At 36.7% G+C, this 24,127-nt stretch carries 17 protein-coding genes, 11 pseudogenes and 1 other annotated feature; of the genes and pseudogenes, 12 read left to right on the top strand and 16 right to left on the bottom strand.

Annotated features, from left to right (window positions below):
* Positions 1–28 precede the first annotated feature (28 nt).
* Complete coding sequence (locus ACS72_RS18190; RefSeq protein WP_167367476.1) at positions 29–202, top strand: hypothetical protein; 174 nt, start codon at positions 29–31, stop codon at positions 200–202.
* Positions 203–221: 19 nt separating this feature from the next.
* On the opposite strand, the pseudogene ACS72_RS18995 reads toward ACS72_RS18190, so the two are convergent.
* From ACS72_RS18995 to ACS72_RS08990, 7 genes and pseudogenes are all read right to left on the bottom strand, one after another.
* Positions 222–807, bottom strand: a pseudogene (locus ACS72_RS18995) (DDE transposase); the annotation flags it as partial.
* 410 nt (positions 808–1,217) lie between these two features.
* Positions 1,218–1,907 (bottom strand): GntR family transcriptional regulator, encoded by a 690-nt coding sequence (locus ACS72_RS09010; protein ID WP_048881900.1) that lies wholly within the window; start codon positions 1,905–1,907, stop codon positions 1,218–1,220.
* An 827-nt stretch (positions 1,908–2,734) separates the two neighbouring features.
* Positions 2,735–3,094: a transposase gene (locus tag ACS72_RS19580; protein ID WP_368677447.1), complete on the bottom strand. Its 360-nt coding sequence runs from the start codon at positions 3,092–3,094 to the stop codon at positions 2,735–2,737.
* A 43-nt stretch (positions 3,095–3,137) separates the two neighbouring features.
* Positions 3,138–3,482, bottom strand: a complete 345-nt coding sequence (locus tag ACS72_RS09000; protein ID WP_048881953.1) for an IS630 transposase-related protein — start codon at positions 3,480–3,482, stop codon at positions 3,138–3,140.
* Between the two features lie 158 nt (positions 3,483–3,640).
* Positions 3,641–4,306 (bottom strand): annotated as a pseudogene (locus ACS72_RS17445) (IS1 family transposase).
* 650 nt (positions 4,307–4,956) lie between these two features.
* Positions 4,957–5,868, bottom strand: a complete 912-nt coding sequence (locus ACS72_RS08995; RefSeq protein ID WP_048881899.1) for a ParB/RepB/Spo0J family partition protein — start codon at positions 5,866–5,868, stop codon at positions 4,957–4,959.
* 13 nt (positions 5,869–5,881) lie between these two features.
* Positions 5,882–6,655 carry a ParA family protein gene (locus tag ACS72_RS08990; RefSeq protein ID WP_001274705.1) on the bottom strand — a complete coding sequence of 258 codons (774 nt, stop codon included), beginning with the start codon at positions 6,653–6,655 and terminating at the stop codon, positions 5,882–5,884.
* A gap of 754 nt (positions 6,656–7,409) precedes the next feature.
* Here ACS72_RS08990 and ACS72_RS08985 point away from each other — a divergent pair.
* Positions 7,410–8,582, top strand: a complete 1,173-nt coding sequence (locus tag ACS72_RS08985) for a replication initiation protein (RefSeq protein ID WP_048881898.1) — start codon at positions 7,410–7,412, stop codon at positions 8,580–8,582.
* Positions 8,583–8,714: 132 nt separating this feature from the next.
* On the opposite strand, the pseudogene ACS72_RS17440 reads toward ACS72_RS08985, so the two are convergent.
* From ACS72_RS17440 to ACS72_RS17985, 4 pseudogenes are all read right to left on the bottom strand, one after another.
* Positions 8,715–9,644 (bottom strand): annotated as a pseudogene (locus tag ACS72_RS17440) (IS5 family transposase).
* 106 nt (positions 9,645–9,750) lie between these two features.
* Positions 9,751–10,413, bottom strand: a pseudogene (locus tag ACS72_RS17435) (IS5 family transposase); the annotation flags it as partial.
* A gap of 21 nt (positions 10,414–10,434) precedes the next feature.
* A pseudogene (locus ACS72_RS17430) lies at positions 10,435–11,059 on the bottom strand (IS3 family transposase); the annotation flags it as partial.
* Positions 10,657–10,773: a sequence feature (AL1L pseudoknot), on the bottom strand. (Overlaps the previous pseudogene by 117 nt.)
* 21 nt (positions 11,060–11,080) lie before the next feature.
* A pseudogene (locus ACS72_RS17985) lies at positions 11,081–11,236 on the bottom strand (IS1 family transposase); the annotation flags it as partial.
* Between the two features lie 54 nt (positions 11,237–11,290).
* Here ACS72_RS17985 and ACS72_RS17980 point away from each other — a divergent pair.
* Positions 11,291–11,371, top strand: a pseudogene (locus ACS72_RS17980) (type II toxin-antitoxin system RelE/ParE family toxin); the annotation flags it as partial.
* Between the two features lie 99 nt (positions 11,372–11,470).
* Here the strand turns inward: ACS72_RS17980 and ACS72_RS08965 are convergent.
* Together ACS72_RS08965 and ACS72_RS08960 are read right to left on the bottom strand one after the other, a co-directional pair.
* The gene (locus ACS72_RS08965) at positions 11,471–12,154 is read right to left on the bottom strand and encodes an LrgB family protein (protein WP_048881896.1); all 684 of its coding nucleotides are present in this window, start codon (positions 12,152–12,154) and stop codon (positions 11,471–11,473) included.
* Between the two features lie 2 nt (positions 12,155–12,156).
* Positions 12,157–12,600, bottom strand: a complete 444-nt coding sequence (locus ACS72_RS08960) for a CidA/LrgA family protein (RefSeq protein ID WP_034706843.1) — start codon at positions 12,598–12,600, stop codon at positions 12,157–12,159.
* 101 nt (positions 12,601–12,701) lie between these two features.
* Between ACS72_RS08960 and ACS72_RS08955 the strand changes: the two genes are divergently transcribed.
* From ACS72_RS08955 to ACS72_RS08935, 7 genes and pseudogenes are all read left to right on the top strand, one after another.
* A complete protein-coding gene (locus tag ACS72_RS08955; protein WP_048881895.1) occupies positions 12,702–13,601 on the top strand; it encodes a LysR family transcriptional regulator in 900 nt (299 codons plus the stop codon).
* A gap of 341 nt (positions 13,602–13,942) precedes the next feature.
* A complete protein-coding gene (locus ACS72_RS08950) occupies positions 13,943–14,587 on the top strand; it encodes a TetR/AcrR family transcriptional regulator (RefSeq protein WP_004779976.1) in 645 nt (214 codons plus the stop codon).
* An 81-nt stretch (positions 14,588–14,668) separates the two neighbouring features.
* The gene (locus ACS72_RS08945; RefSeq protein ID WP_004647831.1) at positions 14,669–15,646 is read left to right on the top strand and encodes an MDR family oxidoreductase; all 978 of its coding nucleotides are present in this window, start codon (positions 14,669–14,671) and stop codon (positions 15,644–15,646) included.
* 93 nt (positions 15,647–15,739) lie between these two features.
* Positions 15,740–15,898 (top strand): hypothetical protein, encoded by a 159-nt coding sequence (locus ACS72_RS17975; protein ID WP_155768697.1) that lies wholly within the window; start codon positions 15,740–15,742, stop codon positions 15,896–15,898.
* A 42-nt stretch (positions 15,899–15,940) separates the two neighbouring features.
* On the top strand, positions 15,941–18,607 hold the full coding sequence (locus ACS72_RS08940) for an excinuclease ABC subunit UvrA (RefSeq protein WP_048881894.1): 2,667 nt from the start codon (positions 15,941–15,943) through the stop codon (positions 18,605–18,607).
* 166 nt (positions 18,608–18,773) lie between these two features.
* Positions 18,774–19,042, top strand: a pseudogene (locus ACS72_RS17425) (transposase); the annotation flags it as partial.
* Positions 19,043–19,237: 195 nt separating this feature from the next.
* A pseudogene (locus tag ACS72_RS08935) lies at positions 19,238–19,565 on the top strand (hypothetical protein); the annotation flags it as partial.
* A 7-nt stretch (positions 19,566–19,572) separates the two neighbouring features.
* On the opposite strand, the pseudogene ACS72_RS08930 reads toward ACS72_RS08935, so the two are convergent.
* From ACS72_RS08930 to mobR, 3 genes and pseudogenes are all read right to left on the bottom strand, one after another.
* A pseudogene (locus ACS72_RS08930) lies at positions 19,573–20,498 on the bottom strand (IS30 family transposase).
* Positions 20,498–20,653 (bottom strand): annotated as a pseudogene (locus tag ACS72_RS17420) (transposase); the annotation flags it as partial. The pseudogenes ACS72_RS17420 and ACS72_RS08930, both read right to left, overlap by 1 nt.
* 76 nt (positions 20,654–20,729) lie before the next feature.
* Positions 20,730–22,397: a phenol degradation transcriptional regulator MobR gene (mobR, locus tag ACS72_RS08925; RefSeq protein ID WP_048881893.1), complete on the bottom strand. Its 1,668-nt coding sequence runs from the start codon at positions 22,395–22,397 to the stop codon at positions 20,730–20,732.
* A 410-nt stretch (positions 22,398–22,807) separates the two neighbouring features.
* On the opposite strand from mobR, the gene ACS72_RS08920 reads away from it, so the two are divergent.
* The gene (locus ACS72_RS08920) at positions 22,808–23,101 is read left to right on the top strand and encodes a phenol hydroxylase subunit (protein ID WP_048881892.1); all 294 of its coding nucleotides are present in this window, start codon (positions 22,808–22,810) and stop codon (positions 23,099–23,101) included.
* A 19-nt stretch (positions 23,102–23,120) separates the two neighbouring features.
* Entirely contained in the window at positions 23,121–24,125 is a 1,005-nt protein-coding gene (locus ACS72_RS08915; RefSeq protein WP_048881891.1) for an aromatic/alkene monooxygenase hydroxylase subunit beta, read from the top strand.
* Positions 24,126–24,127: the final 2 nt, after the last annotated feature.

Raw genomic sequence — 24,127 nt, 5'->3', positions numbered from 1 at the left:
AAGTTTTAGAAACGCAGAGGAAATTCAGATGGAAAAGTATTCAAAGATTCTAATCCTGAGCTTATTTGGATTTACTGGAACAGTAGCTATTGCAGATGAATCCATCCCAATAGAAGCAACTGCCGCCGCCGAAGCGCAACAGGCTGCTTTAGATTATGGAAATGAGAAAGACAAAAAATCTGAATCATCTGAAAGCCCTTAATTAAAGTGATGCCGGTCAGTTAAGAAATTGACTGGCATTTTCTTGGGTATTTCTGTGGTGTTCCTTTCACAACTCGTGGGCAACTCCTCACTCCCCTCTCAGGCAAAACATATCTCTTAGATTTTTCCAGTAAACTTTCTAAATGTTTAGGTAAATTACCTGCGGAGTCTAAAGAGTCGAATCTTAATATATTCAGAATGCCAATAGATGCAATATGAAAGCTGATTCTCAAAGGACTGACTTTTGCACGTTGAGCCATATGTTTCATTTGTCTTCTTAGAATATTGTAGGCAATAAAGCCCCCCATAATTATTGACAAACTAAATCAGGTTGCTTGTTCCTCAAATGCTTGCCCTCCTGTAAATCACTTTTGATTTCTGGGTAACACATTTCTATTTCCCAGCGCTGAGCATAAAGCTTCGCCAAGCCTATCAGTGGCTGTGTCTTTGGGTTCATTAATGAAGTGATATAACGTCTAATTTTCCCTTTCTGCTCAACTTCAATCAAACGCACTTCCCAATACCCCCTAATGTTGGATTAAGTTTCTTGGCATTTGCTGATATTGGCATCCTGATATGAAAGTCATGCTGAGAATTCCGCTTGATTTAGAATTGTTCAAACACAATTTAAACCAGATCCCTTCAGGAACCTTTGTTCTTACAGATAGAGGTTATTAAAGGATTTATACTTTGTATCCCAATACCCTGTTGCCATTAGAGGCCAAAAGCCGCTGTAAACTGGATCCTGAACTAAAAATCTATAATCAGGAAATCAATAAAGAAGAATAGAAATTAAGTATGTATTTGGCAGTCTAAAAACTTTCAAAATGCTTTCAGAACGTTATCGCAATAGAGCTAAAAGCCCCCCTCTTTTGAGATTCAATCTAGTTGCTGGAATTTATAATTTGCAACTGAGTAAGAATGATTTATGAAGGAGGTCTAATCTAAGAAAATAAAAAAAATCCTAAAACCATTTAACTTCTTAGGATTTGAATAGGCAGGATATAAATATAAGCTTATGCTTGAATATCTAAGGTCATTTCAATTTTGTCCTGTGACCAGATTTCGATGTCATATTCAATCACTAGATCATCTGATTTTGAAATACGTTCAATATAAGTGGCGGTTTGACTTAAAGGAATACCTAAGTGCTGGCTCTCAAAATGAGACACACCGGTATTTTTAATTTTTAACTGACTACTCGTGTAATTATAATGAAAGTGATTTTTAATGACGTCTTGGACCGAAGTAATCACATTATAATTCAGCACATCTAGAAACAGCGCAACAGGTAAATAATTATATTCTAGAAGTACTGGTACATCATCAGCATAACGTAAACGGATAATTTCAATAAAGCCCAATTTACGATTTTCTTCACTAAAAAGATGACTGTGATCAAATCGCTCCAGCTGTCTGGTCGAGATTAGTTCAGTTTTGGCATTAAAACCCTGTGCCTTCATATAAGAACGAAAATTTTCAATTGAGTTTGGATAGTATTGAATTTTTTTATTACTCACAAACCAGCCGAGATTTTGCCGTTTGAAAATTTTATCTTCGGCACGAAGCTGTTCATAGGCCTTACGCACTGTTTCCCTTGAACAGTCAAACTTTAATGCCAAGTACCGTTCGGATGGAATCATTTGATTAGAACTGTAATTTTTTAATTCAGCCTCAATCAAATCTCTGATTTCCATATACTTCATTTAAGGAATCCAGTGAGTGCTTATAAGTGATACAGATAATACTAAATTAAAGAGTAGAGAAAAACTAAAAACAAGGTACAGATCAGTAAAAAGATGCACTCACCTGTCTTAATGAGAAGCTTTAGCAGCATGATTGATACGTGATTCTGAGAGAATATCGTTGTCCATTCATAATGTTATCATTTATGCAAAAAGAATAGACTAAATTTGTCTAGAAGAGTGGTAACGGTTCAATCTAATTAAAAGGCATCTACAAAACGGCGGCTATTCGTAATAGTCGACTGAGAAAATCATGTACCTTGATTCTAAGCAGTATTGCCCACTTCTATACTAGCACGTTTCCTATCTGTACACTTGAATGTCTTTGACTATCTAAAGGTGATCTTTAAGAAAATGGCCTTTATAGGGCAATATACTAAGATCTCTAGACTGTTGAATCCGGCAAGCTCACTGAGTGTGGTTCCGTAACGTGACACTAGGTAACGTCTTGGGCTGCTGTCTGTAGACAAAAATTAAAGCTGTAGTTTAAGGCTGGCATCCTTTAAGATTTATTTTAATTTACCACTGATGTCTGGATTTTTAGCTAATTATACCATATCCAAAAAACATCTATTTACTAATAATTGCTTAGGCTATTTATTATAAAAAACAACCATACATCATTGATATATGAAAATTTATTTCTATTTTTTCATAGACATAAATTAATTAATTTTTTAGGCCCCCATACACTATAGCTAAATTCCAAATAAGTTACTGCAATGTTCTTTGAATAATAAATCTATATCCTTAATTCTAAGTCTTTTCCTAACTGATTTTATTTGAGCCTACATTTTTTCTATAAGATTTAAGTCAGGGCTATATTTGGGTAACCATACAAGGTAATGGCCTGCCTCTTGGATTAATTTTTTAAGACTTTTACCTTTATGGAACGTCGCATTATCCATGATGAGAACACTTTTCTCTTTTAATTTCGGCAATAGATCATGCTCAATCCAACCCTCAAATACTTCTGTCGTGATAGAGCAGTTGAATAAACTCACAGTCAGTAACTTATTTTTAATCAAGGCTCCAATGGCATTACAACTGTTCTTAATTTGCCAATTAAATGTACCTTCTGCTCGTGTACCTTTATGACTATAGCTGTGGGAGCGGGTATCATCACTCTGAAACCCACTTTCATCAATATAAGTTAAGGGAAGTTCAGGTTCTAAATCTTCAATTAAATTTTTAAATTGTTCTCGTTAACGAGCATCTGATTTTGGAGGAGTTAACGTCTTTTTTACGTGATATTCCTGCTTTATGTAATGCATTAAATACAGCATGAGTACTTACTCCCAAACGTTCAGCTCGTTCATACTGATAATCATCAGGATATTTTTCAATATCTGCCAATATTTGTGCTTCAATAATTTTAGCTGGACGCCCAGGAATAGGTTTTCGCTCTGTGGACTTTTGCCACAGTTGGATCGTACGTGTAGAAACACTGAAATGCTGTGCTGTTTTTCGCACAGACATTTTATCTCTAGTCATAATCTCAATGACTTTGTCTTTAAAATCTTTTGAATATCCCATAGTTTGCATTGTAGTTAATATTTTAGAACTTGGCTATATAAGCCAGCATTTCATTTACTGCGATTTGTTCGCTACTAAAAAGTGTAGCAAGTTGCTACACTTTTTAATTCCTATATTGATTTAAATGAATAGGTAGTGTTCCAAAAAGTATGCTGAGATTAAATGAAGCCATTATTGATATAAAATAAGGTTAAGTCGAAAGCTTTAAAGTGGTTTTCAAGCTTTTTTGAAAAATTACAACTTCTCCTAAAGCAACATCTAATCTGATGCCTTATTTTGCAATTATTTCCTTCAATACCTACAGTGAAAAAACTTACCAATACTTTACTCACAATCTTTAAATGCAGTGATAAAACTATCCCATTGATCACTTGAAATTCGGGTATAATGAATACCTAACTGCTTCCACTTTTCCTTCAGTCGTTGGACTGTAGCTAGATCTCTTTATCCCAAAAATAAGTCACAATCTCTCCTGTTTCTCTATGGTAAGCGTAAATAAGTAATTATTTATTCTTTTATTCCCTACAAAAGTCCAAAACTCATCAACTTCCAGACATTCATAATATTTTTGCTCAAGAGGAATTTGATAAGTGGATTTACTCAATGCCTACAATATGCCTTAAACCACTACCTCTAACTATCAGGTGTAGTATTTTATTTGTTATACCAGAATGACAACCTCGATAACTAAGAGCATGATCACCAATAAAGTGACGCTTGCAGTTTTTGCATTGATATTTTTGCTTACCATATAGTTTGAGGCCATTTTTCTTTATACTGTCACTTAGACAGGTTGGACATTTGATTTCTAGTGTTATTTGTATCTCACTATCTTATCAAAAGCTAACCTGTTTTTTTCAGCATAATTTTTGAGACACCACCAAATGAATATAAGGATTGAACTTTAATCAAAGAAAAATTATTTAATTCATTCGAACTTACCAGCTAAATGAACTAAAACCTGAACTTCAACAACTATATATTATTAGTTGCTATTTTATTCTCATTAAATCTCTAGCCGAATTTAAAGTGGATTCAAGCCATCTTTCTTATCAAATTTACTACGACTCGATCCTGTAAGCTTTTTCCGGGTAGTCTGTTATCTAACATGGTTCTTGGCTTAACTGGTCCTCCAGCTGACATTAATAACTTAAATTTAAAGACCTCCATCAAGCGAATTTAAATTATTTGTGTTCGACCAGCATATAAATTTATCCATCAAAAACCTGATATTGATTGATCATTCTCATATAAAAACGTGAAAGTAGGGAGTGAATATGTAGGATATAAAAACATTTCCGGATAACTATAAAATTAAAATTGGTCGGCTAGAAGAACATCAGAATTTAATATCTGGCCGCAGCAATAGTCTCTCAAAGATCAAATACAAATGAGTGTACTGAAGAAAATAAATTTCAATAATGCATGAGAATGTAATTGGTTTGAGGTTATTAAAAAAAAGTGTAGCAACTTGCTACACTTTTTCGCTTTTTTGAATCAGCTGTTTTAAAAAATCTTCTAGTTGTAATAAACTGGCTTCGTCAATTTCCGAGATATTCAGAGAAACCTTAAGCTGTTTTTGATTCAGTTTAATATTCCCCGCAATCTTACCCGCATATTCAATTTTTCTGACCACTGATGTCGTGGTCAGTTTTTCTGGATCCTGACTCAATAATTTTTCAGCATAGGCAGTAACTTTGCTTTGCTCAAGTTTTTTGTCTTTTACTTTTTCCCAAGCCCCGAGTAAAGCCGTTTCGGCCTCAGAAAGTTGTTCCAGATGATCCGATAAAAATTTTTTGAATGCAGTTGCAGCAGTACGACCTAGCAGGCCTGGTTCCACATCAAGGTCATTTAAAATTGCTTGAGGCAGCTTTTCGTACGCTAGATACTTGTACATATCTTCGCGATTTAAACCCAGTGAATTGGCTAAACGTTGCTTGTTTTTCTTTAATTTCTCATCGAGAGAGATCAGGCCAATAAAAATTTCATAATCTGTTAGATCCTGACGCTCTAAATTTTCTGCCAAGGTTAACAAAGATGCTTCTACATTATCTGCATCAATGATAATGGCTTCAATCACAGACTTACCGAGTAACTGATGCGCCCGTAAGCGTCGCTCGCCTGCAATCAGTTCATATTTCAGATTATCCAGTTTACGCACTGTAATGGGCTGCAAGAGGCCGATTTCATTAATAGAATCCGCCAGTTCCTTTAACTGTGACTCTTCAAAGACTTTACGCGGCTGGTTTGGACTGCGGCTGATATCCTCAATAGGGACATTACGTCTAAACTCTTTTAGCTCTTTAATATTGTCTTTCTGTGCTTGCTGGTGTTTTTCTGTATTCTGTTTCAGTTTCTGAGCTAAAAGCTCCTTGGTGCTTGCCATAATGCTCTCAGGTTTAAACTTTCGCTACAATTTCATTGGCAAGGCTTTCAAAAGCCTTACGTACTTTTGAATTTTTTTCTACTTTCAAAAGTGATTGTTGCAGAATCGCTGCTTGATTGACTTTAGTACTTTGAGGAATGGTGGTTTCTAAAATTTTGCCCACCTGTTTCAATGCTTCATCACGAATCAGTTTACAAACATTCTGACGCTCATCATGCTTAATCAATAAAGCGCCTAAAAGCTCTAAATCTGGATTAATACGTTTGATCTTTTCAAGATGGTTTAAAAGATCTGTTACCCCATACAGTCCATATTGTGATCCAGATTCGATAGGGATAATGACATGTGTTGAAGATGCCAGGGCATTGCTGGTTAATAATTTAAGACTAGGTGGACAGTCGATCAATATAAAATCATAAAGATCTTTTAACAGTTCTAACTTGATATTTAACTCTTCAGAAGGACGGGGAGCTTCTTCTTTTAGTTGGTCTTCAGTTTTTCCTAAATTCAAGGAACCATAAATTAATGATACTTTTTCAAAGTTCGTTTCTTCTTGTAATGCATCTGCCAACAACGAAATATCGCCCACCAGTAATTCTGCTGTAGTCACAACAATTTCGCTTGGATGTTGGATCCCAATATGTAAACTTGCGTTTGCTTGAGGATCTAAATCAATGACTAAAACTTTATTGCCCAGATTGGCAAGTTCTGAGGCGAGGTGCACAACAGTCGTTGTTTTGCCACATCCGCCTTTATGGTTAGCAACAGTAATAATTTTTGCAGACATGCGTGTCAGATGCTTCCGTATTTGAATGTCTAGTAATATAAATAACTTTCACTCATCTTACTATAGTTTTTAAATTTATAAATCCTATTTGTTCAGATGTAAAACAGCTTAAAAAATAAATCTTTAACTAGGCTAGCTTAATTAATAATTAGAATAATTAGTTATTTAGCTAATTAATAATTAAGAGCATATTTTTATTATATAAAACAAATACTTATTTCTTTAAAAGTGGAAGGTTTGTCACCGTAAAGTGGAAGGTTTGTCACCGTAAGGTGGAAGGTCTGTCACTCTAAGGTGGAAGGTTTGTCATCGTAAAGTGGAAGGTCTGTCACTGTAAAGTGGAAGGTCTGTCACTAGGGTGGAAGGTTTGTCACTGCTACTTTTTAAACTGCTGTTTTTTAAAAAAATATATTAAAAAAACAATAACTTAGATTGTTAATAAAGTCCCGTAAATAAGCTTTAAAGGTGGAAAGGTTGTCACTGTGTATTTTTGACCTGTGGATAATCTGTTTTTATTGGATATTTCCTGATGATTATATGTGCAGTTATACCTTTCAAATCTAACTGAAAGGTGGAAGGCTTGTCACTTTATGGTGTAAAAACTATATTCAATTCCACCTTAATGGTGGAAAAAGACTAAAACACTTTTTTTTTGATGACAAACCTTCCACTTTTAGAATTTTGTGGTGAAAGTCTTGAAAGTTTTTCCACTTTTGTATATAAAAAATAGAGTTAAATTATAAATATCACTGTTATGACAGAATCTGAACCATTGCAAGAGGAATCGAATTATATCCCTTACTGTATAGGCAACATTCGCCATAATGGCGTTGTCAGTACCAGTAACCGCTTAATTCGCCCAATCGAGTTATCAGCTAATGAATATAAGGCACTCCTATATGCAATGGCTGTTGCAAATTATAGTGAGAAAAATAGGATAAATGGTGAAATCACCGAACAAACCTATATTTATTTGTATAAGGATGATCTAGCAGATTTACTAGGATTGAATAAACGCAATTCAATTAATGTTGCAATAGACCGGATCTATAAAGAACTTTCATCTAGGGTAGCTCATTTTATTATTGAGGAGCCTGCTGATGATAGGAAGAGAAAAACGAAAAAAGTGCATTCTGTTGTTCCCATCATCCGTGAATTAAGATGGGAAGATGACTCTAAAAATGCAATTCAGATTCGTTTTACCAGTGAAGTATTACCGTATTTTACTCAACTAGCTGGGGGAAATTTTACTACCTATCAGCTAAAACATCTTTTCGCCCTTGATTCTGTTGCCAGTATGAGTCTTTATACGTATTTCATTAAAAACGAATTCAAGTATGCCAACCAGAATAGTTATGAAGTTCCATTACTTTTAGAAAATTTGAAAGCACTGATTGATATTAATGAAACAAAATATGATCGTTGGGTAGATTTCAGGCGCTATGTATTAGACAAAATAGTGGCAGAAATTAATGAAAATACAGATCTACAATTAGAGTATGAAACTGTTAAGAAAGGCCGTCCAATTGTAGGTGTGAATTTTAAACTGCATCATCGGATTGCTGATAAAGCACCGGATGAAATGGCAGTAATTGAAAAAATCTATCTTGATGTTCCATTTGAAGACAATGCATTCGTAAAAGAGTTAGGTGCTAAATTCGATATGAATGTACGTTCCTGGTATATTTTTAATAATGATGAAAATTATCAGCAGTTCAAGAAGTGGTTTAAAAAAGTAGGGTGTCTCACTGACTCTCAAGCAAATATTGTCATTAATGACACTTTATTCCAAATGGATTTTGCTGAAATTGGTATAGGGCTGAATGACTTTAAACGAAACATGAAGCATAAACTTAAAAATAATCCGGAATTCGTTCAAAGTATTCGTGAAAGACTGAATGATATTTTTGGTAAAGACCTTATTTAGAAAAAAGTGTAGCAACTTGCTACACTTTTGGAGATATATATTCTTAAACAATACAAGTGGTAAGGACTATAGAAGAAAAACGGCTCTATTGCATATAGGCTTTAGAGATAGATCCTTCCTAAGTTAGGCAAATTAGGTATAAAGTTTGCCTAATTTCGTAAATCTATCCAAAACTGCTACCCATAGATGAATCTCATACCTGACTTTAAAAATGTTTTTCCGTCAACTCATCTCCTAATAATTTAATGCAATGCGTCTTGGTTTTAATCAAACTGCATCGGTGATAACCTGGCTTTTTTCCCAAACAGCTCTACCTAGACATTTGACTGTTTTTAATAATTCGTTTTTCTCTAAAGATTCTGTTGTTTGATCTTTTTAGAATTTTGCATTTTTTTTCTGGAGTAATGACAGTATGTGCTCATCGGTCTGAAATCACTTCTCTGCAGCATTTTATGTCTTACGCCCCATCGGTATAGACAGAATCTATTCGCTCATCTGACTGAATTTGGTCCAGCAAACTCCTGAGTAATTGTGAATCACTGATATTATTTGTCGTAAGGTGAACGGCTCCAATTTGCATGGTTTCAACATCTATACAAGAAGTTTATCTCATTCGACGGTATTCTGGGTGATGTTTCTTACGCTTCCATTCACCTTCACCTAAAGATCTTGAGCCCGTAGAGTCGATGAATAGGTGTAACTTATCAGTAACCTATCACGAATTTTTTAATAGCTTATCGCAATATCAATATGCTTTTGTCATCTACAGAGGACAGAGTAATCTAGTACTCTCCAATTCAAGCTACAGAGTTTAATTAGACTTCGAACAAAGCCTGTGGCCATGAATAAAAAAAGATGGAAAAAGGATTTGATCATTAAATAGCATTTAATGGCTTTATCGGAATAAGTTTGATTTCGTTCGTGCTTGCCTTGTGGTTGTGCATACCATTGGGTCTTAGGGTCAAACCAGATTGATATATTTCCTCGCTTGATTAAAGTTTAGTTATACGAGGACCAATTGGTTATACGGTGGATTCTAGATGTAGGCGTCCTGGAAACTATATTGCTAAAGAAGCCTTTAAGAGTAAAGTAGTTTCGTGCAACAAAATCGTTTTAGAACTTTTAATCTTATCTGTAAATTTATTTCTAAAATTACTAGGGCGTGTCATCAATTAAGCCAGATGATTGTTGAAGCCAGGTAGATCGCTGATAAGAAGTTTTGAGCCAATTTATCATAGCGTGTGGCGATTACTTTAAATTGCTTTAGCCTTGCAAAGGTATTCTCAATTAAATGCCTGATTTTATAAAAATAACAACCCATATGATCATTATTTGAAAGCGTATTAGATTTTTTGGAAATATTGGTTTTATTACCAGTATTTTCTATCTGTTTTCTCAATGACTCAGAGTCATACCTTTTATCAGCATAGAGAATTTTTGTCTTATTTAGGTCTATGTTGTTAACTAAGTTCTATGCCACTTTTATATCGTGTATTGTGCCATCCTTTATTAGAAACTAAACAGGATTCCCATTAGAATCACCCCCAAATGAATTTTAGAACTGTTTCCACTGATACTTTTTGAGATTGCTTGATCCTTGATTCCTGTAGCGTGCTGCAGAGCCCTCACATTACGGGCATCACTAGACACCTATTCCGAATCAGCATCAGATCAAATTAACTTTAATATTTTTTAATAAGTTATTGTCTTTTGACTATGGGGAAAGCTTCTTGAATATGGAATTTGGTTCTCCAAAGGCAGCAGGTAAATCCCTGCATGGACAGCCCGTACGAATCTTAAAAAGAATAACTTCAATAAAATTTTCAAGATTTTTTTATTCTTAACCACACCCAACACCTTGTATACCTAGCTTCTGCATAAAGCGAACCACAATACAACGTGCAATAACATAGCTTTCACGTTCCAACTTTTGCCAGACTTTACGTACACCATATCGACCTGAACTTTCCTTCCAAATTCGTTTGATTTGTTCAGCATGATGCACATCGTGTAAATCTCGTTTCGCTCGATGTTCTGGATTGTCGGCGAGATCTAGTGTTCGATAATAGGTTGAAGGTGCGATAGGTAAAATTCTACAAATCGCTTCAATACCATATCGATCTTTATTGTTATGGATAAAATCTACCATTACTTGTGTGGGCGGTCGAGCTCCGCCTGGGCGAAAAAAGCGGCTGCTTTACGTAAAATTTCATTGGCACGCTTTAATTCTTTGATTTCACGTTCCATTTGCTTCATTTTTTCTTGATCAGATATCTGTTGTACTTTGACAGGATTTTGTTGATCTAAATATTTCTGATACCAAATACGAAGTGTTTCAGGAGTGCAACCCTTGCGCAGTATTGCTCAGGTGCAATAGCTGTGATTGTGGCCCAATTCGATGTATAATCTTTTTCGAATTCAATCAATAATTGAACCGCTCTTTCTCTGATTTCAGGGGTATATTTGGGTTCTTTCATCGGAACACTACACTTTATACTAGAATGACAACCTCGATAACTAAGAGCATGATCACCAATAAAGTGACGCTTGCAGTTTTTGCATTGATATTTTTGCTTGCCATATAGTTTGAGGCCATTTTTCTTTATACTGTCACTTAGACAGGTTGGACATTTGATTTCTAGTGTTGTTTTCATCTCACTATCTTATCAAAAGCCAACCTGTTTTTTTCAGCATATTGAAACACCACCGAAGATGATTAGGTAGTTATCTTGCTGAAAACCGTTAGAAAACGAGCTGATAGCATAGTTTATGACGAAGCGAAAAAGTGAATTAAAGACTAAAAGGGGAGGTATAAGCTCGCATTTTTGCATTCATATAATCACCACTATCTTGAATATAGCTAAATTCCTTAATACGACAGAACCAAACTATACAAGCAGATGAACCAGAAAAGGACCTACCAAAACCATAAAAATACCAGCAAGTACCATTGTTAAGCTGGCAATCACCCCTTCTTCTTTATCACGACTATAGGCTTTAGTCGTTCCAAATCCATGTGCTGCGTTGCCCAAAGATGCACCCATGACAAAATGAGATTTTAACGGTAAGGCGGCTAGCACAATATCACCAATGATCATACCTATAACACCAGTAATCATGGTAAACAAAATAACCAGTTCGACAGAGCCACCTATATGATTGCTCAACTCCATTGCAAAAGGTGTAGAAATGGAACGCGCCATTAAGCTATAGGTCGTTGACTGATCAAAATTAAACAGCTTAGCCAAATAAAATGAACTGATCATTCCTGCTAGCATCCCTATCACCACGCCCATACTGATAGAAAGTAGATGTGTTTTGATTATTTCACGGTATTCATAAATTGGAATGGCAAAGGCGACTGTTGCAGGGCCTAACATCCAGACAATCCATTGGTTATCTTGCATATACGTATCATAGGATATATTCAAAGATAAGATTAAAATAATCAGAAGGATAGGGGATAGTATCGCTGGTGATAAAATGAGATAAGGATATTTTTGATGGATTTTTTTTACGACAGTATAAAAAAGTAAAGTTGAAATTAGACAAACAATGGCGATTAAAGTCATGATTATTTTCCATCCTGATCTATATTACGCAGAGATTGGGAGCGATTATTCTTGATTTTATTTTCAAACTGAAAGCCAAGATGTACACTATATGCTGTAACCACCATGACACAAATGGTGCCCAGAATAACAGCAAAGATTAATTGCCAGCCTTCTGTTAAAAAAAGATGTTTATATTTAATTAGTCCAACAAAACAGGGAATAAAGAATAAAACCAATTCACCCAAAATAAAATCGGAGCCACTCTTGATCCATTCAAGTTTAAAAAATCCAGTCAATAAACCTGTTAAAACAATAAAAAGCCCGATTACTGCACCAGATACTGGAAGTTTAAATAAGGATTGAAGTATGCTGCCAATCCACCAGAAAGCAAGTAATAAGCTGATTTGCAAAATGATTTTACTGATATATTTGAATCGGGTCGGATGTTCGATTTGTACAGGCATTAATATCACAGCTTGATTTTGAAGATAAGGTAATTTTATATGCTGTACATATGCGAAATAATGAATAATTTTATAAATATTATTCTATATTGGAATAATTTATGGATCTAAAATCACTTAAAATTTTTGTTGAAACTGTTAATAGCCAGAGTTTTAGTTTAGCTGCAGTACGCTTGTTTATGACGCAACCGACTTTAAGCAAGATCATTAAAAGCTTAGAAGAAGAGTTGGGAACAGCACTATTTAAAAAAGGTGAAGCAGGAAGAAAACGTGAAGTCGTACTGACTTATACAGGCGAACTGATTTATCAGCATGCATTAAACATACTGTCAGAACATGAAAAAATATATAACACGATTGAGCAAGTTAAGTTACTTAAAAAGGGTAAACTGACTTTAGGTTTACCACCATTAGGTTCTGTCTTATTTAGTTCACTTATTGCCTTATTTCATAAGCAACATCCGGATATACAGCTTAGTTTTTTAGAGGTAGGCTCGAATAGTATTGAGGAAGCAATTGCAGATAAACGTATTGATGTTGGTATTTTACTTGGTAATTTTCGACCGACTTTTGCGTCAATCCCAGTTGTTGATTCAGCAATGTGCTTACTATCCATAAAAGATTCACAGTGGAGAAATAGGAAAACTGTAAATTTGGTCGAATTAAAAGAAGAATCCTTTCTATTATTTTCTGATACCTTTACTTTGAATAGTATGATTATTAAAGCAGCAAATACAGTAGGTTTTGAACCTAAAGTTGTCTGTAAAAGCAGTCAATGGGACTTTATTGCAAAAATGGTTGAATCAAATATGGGAATCGCATTACTTCCTCAAATATATTGCCAGCAATTAGATCAGGAAAAATTCAACACTGCCGTATTGGAAAATCCAGGTTTAAATTGGACTTTAAGTATGGCCTGGAATACGACTATAGCAATGAGTCCTGCAACTAGAGCATGGCTAAATATTGTAAAAGATCATAAACAGAAAATTCACTTTTAGTTCAATGCTTTTACAACCAGTTTTTGATTGTCGTTACAATCAGTTTTGGCTGTTTAATTCATCGGTTCTATCGCATTAAGGAATTTAGGTCCATTTAACTTATGTTTACCTAAAATCTAGTTTATAAATCATTTTTACAATATATTTATTAATTTCAATATTTTGAAGAAAAATAATAGAAATTTATAAAAAATTAGTTCATGAACTTATAGGATTTTTAAGAGCATTTATATGAATGACTAAGTACTGTGAAAAAAGAGAACTAGATGACGTTTAGATAAAATTTTCAATCAAATAATCTTATTGTTGTTATTTCTAGTCACATAGTCTATTTTTATTATATGAATTATTCTTCCTCACCCAAAAGACCACGTGGTCGACCAACCAAACACGGTTGTAACTATGCAGACACTAAAGAAGTTTTAATCCACCGAGGTATCGAGTTACTGACCGAACGTGGAATGAATGCTATGAGCTTGGACGATCTCATGAAATCAGTCCAAGTTCCTAAAGGGTCTTTCTACCATTATTTTGTAAATAAAGAGGCTTTTATTCTAGAAGTCTTAGATGCTTATGAACTTTATTTTGTGAAGCGATTGAATAAGTTTTTAAGTCAAACTGATCTTTCCCCACTAGAAAAGCTGCAAAATTTTGTAAAAGATGCGGGTGAAAAAATGCAAAAATATGATTTTAAACGAGGTTGTATTTTAGGTAACTTAGGACAAGAAGTGTCGTATTTGCCACAAGAAATCATTGCCCGAATCGAAAGTATCTTTAAGGTATGGGAGAAATTAGTTTCTGATTGCCTACATCAGTCAAATTCACAATATAGCCTAGCTGATTGCGATGAAGCTGCTTATCAGTTTTGGATTGGGTGGGAAGGTGCAGTTCTAAGAGCACGTTTGGTCAAATCAACAAGTCCCTTAGATGCATTTTATCGCTTGTTTACTTTAGCTGTAAAACAACAAAATCACGTAAAAAGTTAATTAAAAAATAAATGCAGACGTCTGTATTTATTTTTTAATTAATTCTAGACAAGCAGTCTAATTAAATGGAGAGGAAGTTCTATGTACAAAGGTATTGTAATTACTAAAGATGAAGCAGGTTACACATCGCAAATTACTGAGATTGCATCAAAGCCTTTACAAGAAGGAGAGGTTAGAGTCGAAGTCAAATATTCAACACTCAATTATAAAGATGCTTTAGCCATTACTGGGCGTTCACCAGTGGTGCGTAGTTTTCCTTTGACCCCAGGCATCGATTTTTCGGGTGTTGTGATTGAATCAAAACATCCAGCATGGAAAGAAAGAGATGAAGTTCTACTGAATGGTTGGGGAGTGGGTGAAAAGTATTTTGGAGGGCTAGCCGAGCAAGTCACTGTTTCTGGTGATTGGCTCATACAAAAACCTTCTGCTTTTTCTTTTAAAGATACGATGGTTATTGGTACAGCAGGTTATACCGCAATGTTGTGTGTCATGGCTTTACAAAAACATGGTATTAAACCAAGTGATGGAAAAATTTTAGTGACAGGTGCAAATGGTGGAGTAGGTAGTATTGCCATTATTATTTTGAATCATCTTGGTTATGAAATTACAGCTTCAACTGGTCGACCTCAAGAGTCAGAATATTTAACCTATCTAGGTGCGAGTGAAATTATTGATCGTATTGAATTATCTTCCCCAGGAAAGCCATTAAACAAAGAAGTTTGGGCTGGCGTAATTGATACTGTTGGAAGCCATACTTTAGCCAATGCATGTGCTAGTACAAAATATCGTGGTGCAGTTGCTGCGTGTGGTTTGGCAGGCGGAATGGATTTTCCAGCAACAGTTGCTCCATTTATTCTAAGAGGGATTACCTTATATGGAATTGATAGCGTGATGGCACCAATCGAATTAAGAAAAGAAGCATGGGAACGTTTGGCTACAGAATTAGATCAAACAAAATTAGAAACAGTAACGACTGAAATTCAGTTAACAGATGCTTTAAATATTTCAAATGAAATTTTAGATGGAAAAATTCGAGGTAGAGTTGTTGTACAGATATAGTTCAACAAAATGAGTTGTGGGACTGTTCTAAATTTTGTGTAAGTACTTAATTTTTATTTATCCTACTGAGGATAATAAAAAGAAGTACTTAACATGGATGAAGCTACAATCAAAAGTATGGCAGCTGAATTAGCTAAAGGTTTAAAAACTCCTGAAGATTTAAACCAAATGACAGCCATATTTAAAGGTATTAGTTTAGCAATGAATTGTTTTACGATTCAGTTCGATGATCGATTAAAAGATCATTTATAAAAAATGGGACTTACACAAAATAATTTACAGGCTCGTAGAAACATGAAAATACATTCTTTTGGTGAACACAATAACATTACTTTATCTAATAATTGTATTGAAGTTCGAGGTGCACGTGAGCATAACCTTAAGGATGTAGATGTTTCTATCCCAAGAAATGCACTTGTTGTTTTCTCAGGTGTATCGGGTTCAGGAAAATCATCACTTGCTTTTGGAACTATTTTTGCTGAAGCACAAAGAAGATATTTCGAATCTGTTGCACCTTATGCAAGACGCTTAATAGATCAGGCCGGAGTACCAGATGTTGATGCTATTGATGGTCTACCACCAGCAGTAGCATTGCAACAACAACGTGGTGCAAGTAATACCCGTTCTTCTGTTGGAAGTGTAACAACTTTATCAAGTCTCGTGCGAATGATTTATTCACGTGCTGGTGCATATCCTGCCGATCAGCCAATGTTATATGCCGAGGACTTTTCACCGAACACTCCTCAAGGTGCTTGTCCTACCTGTCATGGCTTAGGTCACATTTATGAAGTTACAGAATCGACAATGGTTCCTGACCCAACACTCAGTATTCGTGAGAGAGCTATCGCATCATGGCCACCTGCTTGGCACGGGCAAAACTTACGCGATATCCTAGTAACCCTAGGGTATGATGTTGATCGACCATGGAAAGATTTACCGCAATCGGATAGAGACTGGATTTTATTTACTGAAGAAACCCCAACAGTTCCTGTCTATGCTGGTTTAAGCCCCGCTGAGACTCAATCTGCACTTAAACGTAAACTAGAACCCAGCTATATGGGCACTTTCACTGGTGCTCGTCGCTATGTCCTTCATACTTTTGCTAATACCCAAAGTACGTTGATGAAAAAACGTGTTTCACGTTTTATGGAAGGAAAAATATGCCCTTCCTGTCATGGTAAACGCCTTAAACCAGAAGCCTTATCTATTACCTTTGCTGGAGTAGATATTGGTGAGTTTATGCAACTTTCTTTGGATAAGTTAACTTGCCTGCTTGAGCCGATTGTTCTTGGCAATTTCGACGCTCATGATGCTGGAGAAAAGACTAATAATAAAGTAACCCAACTTGATAGATCTGAACGAGCAACAACAGGTAGAGCAGTGCATTCTGTATCTCCAGATGTAAGACGTACGTCAGCACTTTCAGATGAAAAGAAAATTGCTGCCCAGCGTTTAGCAAATGGTGTGGTGGGGCGTTTAAATCAATTACGCCAGTTAGGTCTTGGTTATCTAACATTAGATAGAGCCACACCGACTCTTTCAGCGGGAGAGTTACAACGTTTGCGGTTAGCAACACAATTAAGTTCTATGCTATTTGGTGTAGTTTATGTACTGGATGAACCGTCTGCTGGATTACATCCTTCAGATAGTCAGTCATTATATGATTCTCTCGATAAATTAAGAGACGCTGGAAACTCCGTATTTGTTGTAGAGCATGATTTAGAGCTCATGCGTCGTGCTCAATGGTTAGTGGATGTTGGACCAGATGCAGGAGAGCAAGGTGGTAATATTTTATATAGTGGAGTACCTCAGGGTTTAAGTGAGATTTCAGCTTCACGTACTGCAAGTTATTTATTTAATAAAATCCCAGTTACTCAAAGTTATGGACGTACACCCTCTGGTTGGCTTGAACTTAACAATATTTACCGACATAACCTGCATAATATTGATGCTCGTATACCTCTTAGTGTACTTACAGCAGTTACAGGTATTTCAGGTTCAGGTAAATCTAGTCTCGTTTCTCAAGCTTTACCCGAGTTAGTACTTTCATATTTAGGCAATGAATCTGAAACTGAAAACAATAATGAAAATAATCCTTTAAATGAAGGAATGTTGGTTACCGAGGTTACACAGGGTTCTCTGGCTGGTGATGTGCAGGCTATACAGCGTCTGGTACAGGTTGATCAAAAACCAATTGGCCGTACTCCACGTTCTAATTTGGCAACTTATACGGGTTTATTTGATCATGTTAGAAAGTTATTTGCTGGGACTCCTGAAGCTCGCCAAGCTCATTATGATGCTGGACGTTTTTCGTTTAATGTGGCTAAAGGGCGATGTGAAACTTGTGAAGGTGAAGGCTTTGTCAGTGTAGAATTATTGTTTATGCCAAGTGTATATGCCCCTTGTCCGACATGTCATGGTGCTCGATATAATGATGACACTCTGAAAATTCGCTGGAATGGACGTAATATTGCTGAAGTATTAGGAATGACCGTCAATGAAGCACGTGATTTTTTTGATGGAGAGGTCTCGATTGCTCGTTCACTACAATTATTAAAGGAAATTGGCCTTGGTTATTTACGTTTAGGGCAACCAGCGACTGAACTATCTGGTGGAGAAGCGCAACGTATTAAATTGGCGACCGAGCTGCAACGCAATCAGCGTGGAAATACACTGTATATACTTGATGAGCCAACTACAGGTTTGCATCCATCAGATGTAGATCGATTGTTAGTTCAATTGCAGCGATTAGTCGATGCGGGTAATACCGTAGTTATGATTGAGCATGATATGCGTGCCGTTGCACAAGCAGATTGGGTGATTGATGTGGGACCAGGTGCTGGAAATGCTGGTGGGAATATTGTTGTGGCAGGAACACCAAAACAAATAACAGAAAATCAAGATAGCCGTACTGCTCCATATTTAGTTAATGAGTTAGTGGGTCGTGATATTAAACGTTGATATTGCGAGTGGGTGGAATAAAACCTTAAATTAAAAGCCTGTAAAATCAATCAGATATTTTTTGTTTTAGGTGGTGTGTGAGCATGAAATCTAAAAGTTTTTTTCAACTAAAGGCTTTGTTGCACAAACCTATCTGTAAAGGCTTTTTCAGCGATATAATTTTCAAATGAAGAAGCCTACACACAAAATCTACCGCACAACCAATTGGCCCGCATATAACCGAGCACTCATGAGTCGCGGAAATATTGCCATTTGGTTTGATCCTGCTACGCAATGGTATGCGCCATCAAAAGGCAAACAAGGGCGAAATCAAACCTACTCCGACGCAGCCATCCAATGCTGCTTAATGATTAAATCCTTATTTCGTCTGTCTTTACGTATGGTCACTGGCTTTGTGCAAAGTCTGATTAAACTTTGCGGATGAGCAGCCCCGAATATCAGTGATATTCGTACAGTACGCTTTGTAGAAGACAAAAGCATTTTAATATAAAAACAAAGTTAGTAAATAAATCATATAAATCAAATATTTTTTTATTAAATATAAAATCTATTTGAATTAATTTTGTTAATTTTGGGACTGTGTTATTCTATTATTGTAACGCTAAAAATAATTTACCTGTGCAGAAAAAAATGATGACACCATTGCTCATTGATGCATTAACAATATCTGAAGGTAGGTTTGAAAAACCATGCCCAGTTTTAGTTTTGAAAATGATGTTACTCAATGAGGAAATGAGCAGTGAGTCTTCAAAAAAAATTAAAAATCAAGCCTTACTACTGCTCGCGATATATCGTAAGTTATTGCTTGCTGTCGATAGGGATTTATATAAGGTAAAAACTCTAAATGACAGTGTGAAAAGAAGACACTGGGGGAAAAATGGATAAAGCACAGGACAAGATAGTGGTTGCAGACCAACTTCGGCTAAAGCGTTTAGATCCAGAAGAAATGATTTTATTTGGCAGATTCAAGCGGCAAGTGCAACAGTATAAAAACCAGCCATAACTTCACTCGGTGTATACCAACCTAGGGTTTTTCTAGGACGATGGTTGAGTGCAAATTCTATCTGCTCTATTTGTTCGTTTGACACGTCATCAAACGATGATGATTTTGGCAGATATTGACGGATTAAACCATTCGTATTTTCATTTCTAGCTCGCTGAATAGACTTGTAAGGATCAGCAAAATACGTCTCCATGCCAACATCAGTAATTCTTTTGTGTTCGGAAAATTCTTTGCCATTATCAAATGTCACACTATAAGCATGGCTCATTTGTAAACGATCTAATGCACAAGTAATCGTTTGAGAGGATGCTCTCGTTGGCCCTAAATGAACAATATATACATACAGGCTCTTTCGATCAACGAGAGTCAATAAAACACCTTTATGATGTTTACCAATCACCGTGTCACCTTCGAAATCTCCTAAACGTTGTCGTTGATCAATGACCTGGTCTCGGCAGTGAATACTTGTTTTATCAATGATTTGACCCCTACGATCCGTGTTTTTGTAACCGCGTTTTCGATATTTCTTCTGATGCCTTAAGTGTAGATGAAGTTTAGCACCTTTTGATTTATCTTGATAAAGGTACTGGTAAATCCACTCATGTGAAGGTACATCCAGCCAACCACGTTGTGTTAAAGCACCTGAAATTTGTTCAGGTGACCAGTCCAAACCAATCAAATAATCAATATAAGCGAAGGCAAATGCTGTCATTGATGATGAAGGACGGTACCGTCTTTGACTTGCAAATTTAGCTGCCTGTTGAGCTCTATATCCACGTTGCCCAGTATTTTTTTTAATTCACGGTAGATGGTTGATCGTGAACGTCCTAACTCCCGAGCAAGGGTAGCGACTGAACTTTTACTTTTCAAATTTGCCAAGGACAAAATTCTTGAGGAATATCACGCCATGTGGCGCATGTACGCAGTTTCCATAAGATCGCTATCATGATATTTCTACTATTCTTTGAACGGTAGCAATCATGTAATCGCATAGTATCTTGAATTTGCTGCCAGATATCATCGGTAAGAAGAGTACGTGCCATTGAAAATATAGAAATAAAAATAAGTCAAAGGAAGATTTTAAGTATTTAAAACCAATTCTTCAAATGAGGACACGCCCTAATAATATTTATTAAGTCGATAATCGAGCTTTGCTCGACTAATACCCAACAAACGGGCCGCTTCAGACACATTGTGTTTGGCTTTTTGCATCGCGGTGATAATCAGTTGTTGTTCATGTTGTTCTAAATCAAAACCTTCAGTCAACAGCTTGTCTAAATCTACGTTGGTTTGTTCATCTACGGTATGCTCGCTGTGCATTTGTGGAAATAAGGCTTTCAGTTTAATCAGTTGTTGATCTTCCGTTAGCAGTACCGCACGTTCGAGCAGGTTTTCCAGTTCACGAATATTGCCAGGCCAAGCATAGCTTTGCATAAAATCAGTGGCTTTTTCACTGACGCCCTGAATTTGTTTGCCATACATTTTTTCAAAGCGATTTAAAAAGTGTTCGACTAACAGCGGTAAATCTTCACGGCGTTCACGCAGAGGTGGAATTTGGACAGGAAAAATATTTAAACGGTAATATAAATCGGAACGGAAACGCCCAGCTTTAACCGCTTGTTCTAAATCTTCATTGGTTGCAGCAATCACGCGAACATCAATATGACGGGTTTGTGAATCTCCGACACGTTCCACTTCACCTTCTTGTAGCACACGCAGCAAAGCCGCTTGAGCACGTGGTGAAAGTTCGATCACTTCATCTAAAAAAATAGTACCGCCATGGGCGCGTTCAAATTTACCTACACGTGATTGATGTGCACCTGTAAATGCACCTTTTTCAACACCAAACAGTTCAGATTCAACCAGTTCAGGCGGAATTGCCGCACAGTTGACTGCGACAAAAGCATATTCTTTACGTTGACTCAGTTCATGTACACCACGGGCAAAGGCTTCTTTCCCGACACCTGTTTCACCTTGCAACAAAATGGAAACTTTGGCACCTGCGGCTTTTTTGAGTAAGTCACAAACCCGTTGATAGGCTGCCGATTGGCCGACTGAGCTGAACATGCTGTAGTCATTTTTACTGGTGGTATAAATCGATTTTTTCAGTTCATACAATTCGGCTTGTAGTGCAATGAGTTCCTGTTCCATCGGTTCGGGTGACATAAACTGAATCAGTTCATCGGCATTTTCCCATTCACCGAGTGGTTTACCAATAATGCGACAGTTAGCATGTCCGCAGGTTTTACATTCCATTTCCTGATAAATAATGGTCATGCCTGTGGCATAACTGCTGTACCCGCAAGCATAGCCTAGCAGCATCCAGCAAGAAGGTTCATTGCTCGGTCCAAACTGTTCAAGATGTACATCGGCTTCAAAGGAATTATGCCAGTTTAGGTCTGCATAAAACTGTTTTTTCTTTTGATTTATAATCAGTTGATTGGCAGAAACTTGTACCATGCCACGAATACCGTGCATTTGTGGCCCTGCCATAAAAGCCTGCTCTTCATTTAAGCCTGGGCGCATTTTCGTGGTGACTTCTGCATCTTTTAGACCTGCCTGATAGCCTAAACGAATAAAAAAGCGTTTGGTGCGTTGCATTCCAATCATATTGACAAGGTCTTTACGCAAATAGCCGATGACGCTGGTATGCATCAGCAACATCCGATATTCGTCAAACCAGATTTGTCCATGCTCAGTGTCAAAATGTAGCTTGGAAAGCAGGTCGTGAATTTCCTGAGGATAGCCTGCATTTTTGCCGCTACTGTCGTATTTTACTAGTGCCATGCGCCGTGTTTAATCCATTAAATTCGTGGCTGGTTAGCTATCTTATGCAACTTCGTGAAAATTTAACAATACATAAATAGTATCATGCCAAGCCTTAAAGGTATTTGAGTGTATCTATATGTTTTTATTTATATTTTTATTTTAGGCGAATTGCATAAAGCACAAGGATAAGTTTTTGTATCCGAGTGGGCTATATTTCATCAAATCATGAAATCTAAAATTTTTTTTACATCAAAATTCATCAAATCATTAAATCCAAGTTTTTATAAAAATACTCATATTTTTTTAGGTAGTTGTTTTTAAATGTTTTTATAAAGTTGGCACGCTTGTTGTACTAGTAAAGGTAAGCAACAGATGCATGAAGCAACTGAAGCAAGCTCTGAATGAATCAGATCTTGTAGGAGAACAATATGAAGGATGCAACAGGCGCATTGCCCTTAACCAAATATATTCGGGTGACGGGCGATATTGATGCCGCATTTGTCGAGTTCGACTTTGCCATTCACGATCCCACTTTATATGTGGAGTTGGTGTTACCGCAGCAAGCATTCCGCGAGTTCTGCGCAACCAATCAAGTGGTGGAAATGAGCGAACAACAGCAAGCCGTGAATGATGCTGAAGAAGACAAATGGCGTTACGGCATTGAACACGACACTTTAGTCGGTGCACAGCGATACAACATTGATCATGAAGATCAACACTGAATGCTTAAGGAGATAAGCGATGACTTTAGAAATTAAAACAGCGGGTATTGAACCAATTCGTCAAAACTATGCCTATATTGAGCGCCGTTTTGGCAACAAGCCAGCCACCCGTTATCAGGAAGTCAGTTTTGATATTCAGCCGGAAACCAACTTTCACTATCGTCCGCTGTGGAAACCTGAAAAAACCTTAAATGATAAAACCCATACTGCAATTGAAATGCAAGATTGGTACGCATTTAAAGACCCGCGTCAATTTTATTACGGAACTTATGTGCAGCATCGTGCGCGTTTGCAGGACATCGCAGAAAGTAACTTTAGCTTTTTTGAAAAGCGTCAGTTGGCAGAGCATATTTCTGAAGATGTTAAAGCCAAAGTGATTGCCTTGTTTTTACCGTTTCGTCATATCGAGCAAACTGCCAATTTACACATGATGTCGGGCAGTGCTTATGGTTACGGCACAGTGCTGACCCAAGCCTGTATTTATGCTGCGATGGATCGTTTAGGGATGGCGCAGTACATCTCACGAGTCGGTTTGGCACTCGATGGCAACACGGGCGAATCTTTAATTCCTGCCAAACAAGCATGGATGCAAGATAAGGCATGGCAAGGACTGCGCAAGCTGTGTGAAACCAGTTTGACTGAGCAAGACTATTTCAAACTGTTTTTATTACAAAACTTGGTGATTGACAGTTTTATGAGCGAGTTGGTCTATACCCAATTTGATCAATGGTTGGCACAGCATCAAGCACGTGACTTGGCGATACTGATGGAGTTTATGCAGGAAGCCATGGCAGATTTACGCAAATGGTCAGACAGCGTATTTAAAACTGCAGCTGCAGAATCTGCACATAACAAACAATTGTTGAGCCAGTGGTTAGCCGAATATTTACCTGAAGTGAAAGCGGCATTTGCAGCGTGGGCAGCAGGGGCGTTGTCTGCAGATGCAGTCGACATTGCAGAACAAAAACTACTGGAACGCAGTAAAAAAATTGGCATCGAACTTGAACAAATTTTGCAGGCTTAAGG

The sequence above is a fragment of the Acinetobacter sp. VT 511 genome, assembly GCF_001077515.1.
Classification (GTDB): Bacteria; Pseudomonadota; Gammaproteobacteria; order Pseudomonadales; family Moraxellaceae; genus Acinetobacter; species Acinetobacter schindleri.
The sequence above is the reverse complement of the archived record's forward strand: the minus strand, read 5'-3'. Positions and strand labels throughout refer to the sequence as shown.